The 3,596-nt window shown below is 59.1% G+C and carries 4 protein-coding genes; 3 read left to right on the top strand and 1 reads right to left on the bottom strand.

Features of this window, described 5'->3' with window-relative positions; all coding sequences use genetic code 11:
- Positions 1 to 901: FAD-dependent monooxygenase (locus CRO48_RS31380; protein WP_097143540.1), on the bottom strand; the 901-nt coding region annotated here is incomplete at its 3' end.
- A gap of 391 nt (positions 902 to 1,292) precedes the next feature.
- Between CRO48_RS31380 and CRO48_RS31375 the strand changes: the two genes are divergently transcribed.
- The 3 genes from CRO48_RS31375 to CRO48_RS31365 all read left to right on the top strand — a co-directional run bounded on the left by CRO48_RS31375 (position 1,293) and on the right by CRO48_RS31365 (position 3,358).
- Positions 1,293 to 1,889: a recombinase family protein gene (locus CRO48_RS31375; protein WP_445433028.1), complete on the top strand. Its 597-nt coding sequence runs from the start codon at positions 1,293 to 1,295 to the stop codon at positions 1,887 to 1,889.
- Between the two features lie 150 nt (positions 1,890 to 2,039).
- Positions 2,040 to 2,285 carry a ribbon-helix-helix protein, CopG family gene (locus CRO48_RS31370; protein WP_245423735.1) on the top strand — a complete coding sequence of 82 codons (246 nt, stop codon included), beginning with the start codon at positions 2,040 to 2,042 and terminating at the stop codon, positions 2,283 to 2,285.
- 194 nt (positions 2,286 to 2,479) lie between these two features.
- Complete coding sequence (locus tag CRO48_RS31365) at positions 2,480 to 3,358, top strand: helix-turn-helix domain-containing protein (RefSeq protein WP_097143537.1); 879 nt, start codon at positions 2,480 to 2,482, stop codon at positions 3,356 to 3,358.
- Positions 3,359 to 3,596: the final 238 nt, after the last annotated feature.

The raw sequence follows: 3,596 nt of genomic DNA, 5'->3' as shown, positions 1-3,596 counted from the left end.
CGGCCGGTAATTGATTGGAATAGTGGCCGGCTTCAAATCGGAACGGTGGCCGGTAATTAATCGGAATGCCGGCCGGCTTCAGACCGGAATCCGCAAACAGACCCCAGTTGAAGACTTCGTGCACATTAGAAAATAGAGTCTGTAAGCTCTCGTGCCAGCCCGAGAAATCCTTTAGCATTTCGTCACGTGATGCGCGGGTGCTCCAGCTCTCGGCTACCCATTCACTGGCTTCCGTCACCGCAACGATATTCACCGCTGCACCACCTTTGACATAGTAGGTCACGACATGGGCATTCGGACCCATCCAGAAGGTACTGTCTGGGTTGACGTAATCGACCACACCACCGGTTGGCACTAGTGCGCGATAGCATTGGTGACCGGTCCAGCGAAGGTCCACCTCGCCGAATACCGAGCCGCGAACCGCTGACCGCACGCCATCCGCCCCGATGATAATATCTGCCGAAAAATTGGTGCCATCATCGAAATCCGCGCGTGCACCGTTAGCAGTCATTTTTACGCCGGTACATCTCTTGCCAAAGTGGCAGATCCCGGTCGGCAAGCCGACGACAAAAAGATCGAGCAAATCAGCACGATGGACATGGATGAATGGCGCATCGTAATGTGCACGGAACTCCTCACCCAAATCGATGCGGAAATTCTCACGTGCCGTTTGCCAGTTGCGGCCGACCACGGCCTTGGGGAAAAAAGCAGAGCGCAGAAAGGTATCGAAAAGACCAAGCCCCGTGATCGCCTTCACCGCGTTCGGCGTCATCTGTACGCCGGCACCCACCTCTCCGAATGCAAGAGCCTGCTCAAAGATCTCGACATCGAAACCCTTTCGCAAAAGAGCGTAGGCTGCAGCGGTGCCGCCAATGCCTCCACCTATGATGCCAATTTTCATGGTATTCCTCGATTGTATTTATGCACAAATATGCAATATCATCATAGGTACATTTCACTATGACGAACTAGGGATTGTATTTTTACTTTACAGGCCAGAATTATTCTTTAGCCGCATAGAGATGTGCAGAATTTCATCATAATTTCCGTTCCCACATGAATTTGTTTTATGGCAAATTATCGGATGAAAATAATTATGCAAGCAATTAATTAATTCCGATGTCGGTCTTTTTGATGCCTTGTGCGAAACGGGTGCGAGATGCCAGATTAGTCGCAAAACTCCTAAAACCTGCAACAGATCGGCCGCCCCCGGAAAATCAGGCGTTTTCGTGTCGCGTGTCTTTGTCGCAAGTGGTAAAACACTTGCGACATGATTTGCGACAGGGGGAGCCGTGAGCCGCCAACCAGATTCCGACGCCGGCCGGGTGTTCATCGGCTATGCCCGCGTCTCGACACGCGGCCAGGACCTCGACGCGCAGCGCGCCGCCCTTGGCGCGGCTGGCTGCGTCCGTATCTTTGAGGAAAAGGCGTCCGGAGCGAAGCGGGACCGGCCCGAGCTGGCGCGGATGCTCGACCATCTGCGCGCCGGCGACGTGGTGACGATCACCAGGCTAGACCGCCTCGCCCGATCGACCGCCGACCTTCTGGCGATCGCGGAGCGGATCAAGGAGGCCGGCGCTGGCCTGCGATCGCTGGCAGAGCCGTGGGCCGACACGACGACGCCGGCCGGGCGCATGGTGTTGACCGTGTTCGCCGGCATTGCGGATTTCGAGCGCAGCTTGATCGTGGAGCGCACGAGCGCCGGCCGGATCGCGGCGAAGGCGCGGGGTGTGCGGTTCGGCCCCTCCCCTACCCTGTCGGCCGAGCAGATCGCGCACGCCCGCCAGCTCATCCATGACGACAAGAAGCCGGTGGCGGAAGTCGCCCGGCTTCTGAAAGTGCATCGCGCCACCCTCTACCGGGCGCTAGATGGTGTGCCAGCGAAGTAAAATCGCGGGGGGAATGATTACATGCTTGCAGGCAATCATGTTTGCCCTGCCCTCTCCTCTCGGCATCCGACTCGCGCCGAGATAGAGCGCGAAACGCCAGCGAGAGCACTGAACTGAATCCCGCTATTTCAGCGGCTTGGATTCAAGGGCTTGCAGAATCAGACAAATCACCGCTTACTTGTAAGCATGAAGCAAAACACAGAAAAGATTCGGAAGGACGTTGCCGCTCATAGGGCGCGGCAGGCGGCCGCCGGTCGTGTGGCGCTGAATACCTACGTTCCGGGTGATCTTGTCGAAGCACTTGATCAGATCAAGGAACGCCGAGGCGCGCCGGGTCGCGCGCCGCTTATCGAAGAAGCGTTGAGGCTACTTATCGAGAAGGAAACGAGGGCATAACGAAAAACCCCTCGCCGGTGGCACGGCAAGGGGTTTTTGGATTTCGGAACGGCTAGCTTTGGGGCCAACCACAAACCTGTCCCCAACATAGCTCGTTACCACTAACCCCGCAAGACATGCGTTTTGCGGGAACAGTGAAATTTTGTCCGTTGTCCAAGCCGTCATGCCCTCCCGAACGGAAGGACGAAGGGCATATGTTGAGGACGCAAATCGCGGCCGCGATCGGCTGCGCGCGTGCGAACGCGCTTGATGAAATCATGCGGGAGGTCTGGACGCGCTACAGCGCCGGCCAGCTCTCCGAGGAAGACGCCGGCGCGCTTTCCGCGCTCGCCCAGGAGCGCCGGGCGGCGTGGCGGGGATCGGGACAGGTTGCGCTTGGCTTGGTCTTCCCTCCCCCGGCCGCACGATGCCCGACGCCGGTTCGCCGGCACAGCCATTTCAAGGGCCGATCGGAGGGCCGCATATGGCGGCCGACGACGCGCAAGGACGTGCAGGCGATTTTGAAGGCGGCCGAAATCTACAACGAGGCCGGCTTGCACCAGAAGGGCGAGCGCAGCGGCCCGCTAGGATCGGTGGCGCTGGACGTGCTGCGGCTGTTCGTCAACTTGATCGACTTCCGCACCGGGCGGCTTGAGCCGGCAATTACAACGATCATGGACCGCTTGGGCCGCTCACGCGATACGATCGTGCGGGCGCTGAAGAACCTGCGGGCGCATGGTTTCATCGACTGGCTGCGGCGCTACGAGCCGACAGGGAACGAGGGGCGCGGCCCCCAGGTGCAGCAGGCGAGCAACGCCTATCGCCTGTCCCTGCCGGAAAAGGCCCGGCAGTTCCTTGGCCGGTTCGGCAAGGCCCCTCCCCCGCCTGCGGATCATGGACAGGATCAGCAGGCATGGAGCGAGGCAATCGACGCTTACAGGAAGGCCCTGCCCCTCGATGAGCGGACGCAGCTTGACGCCGGCGACAGCCCGCTAGGTCAGGCTCTTGTGAAGATGGCAAAGACCTTCATGAAACGTGAGTCCGATAAACAGACTGAATCCCCCTCTAGTTCTATTCTTTATATAAAAACATAAGCGGTCGCCGCTGTTCGGGCCGCTCACGCGGCCCTGCGGCGGTTCCGGCCCGCGCATAGGCGGGCCGGCAAGCGGCACCCTCAGAGCAAAATCCGCAATGCTTGCGCCTGCGGTCACCGTCCTATGGGCTTTCGAGAGGGAGCAGGGGCTCCGTGGGCATTTCTACATTAATACACGCTAAGGGAATTTGAAGTTGTTTGGATTGAAGCGGTTAGCCCGGATTGGCCTGAAGCGTTCG

The sequence above is a fragment of the Rhizobium subbaraonis genome, from assembly GCF_900220975.1.
Classification (GTDB): domain Bacteria; phylum Pseudomonadota; class Alphaproteobacteria; order Rhizobiales; family Rhizobiaceae; genus Mycoplana; species Mycoplana subbaraonis.
Note: the sequence above shows the minus strand (reverse complement) of the source record. Positions and strands in the feature narration are given on the sequence as shown.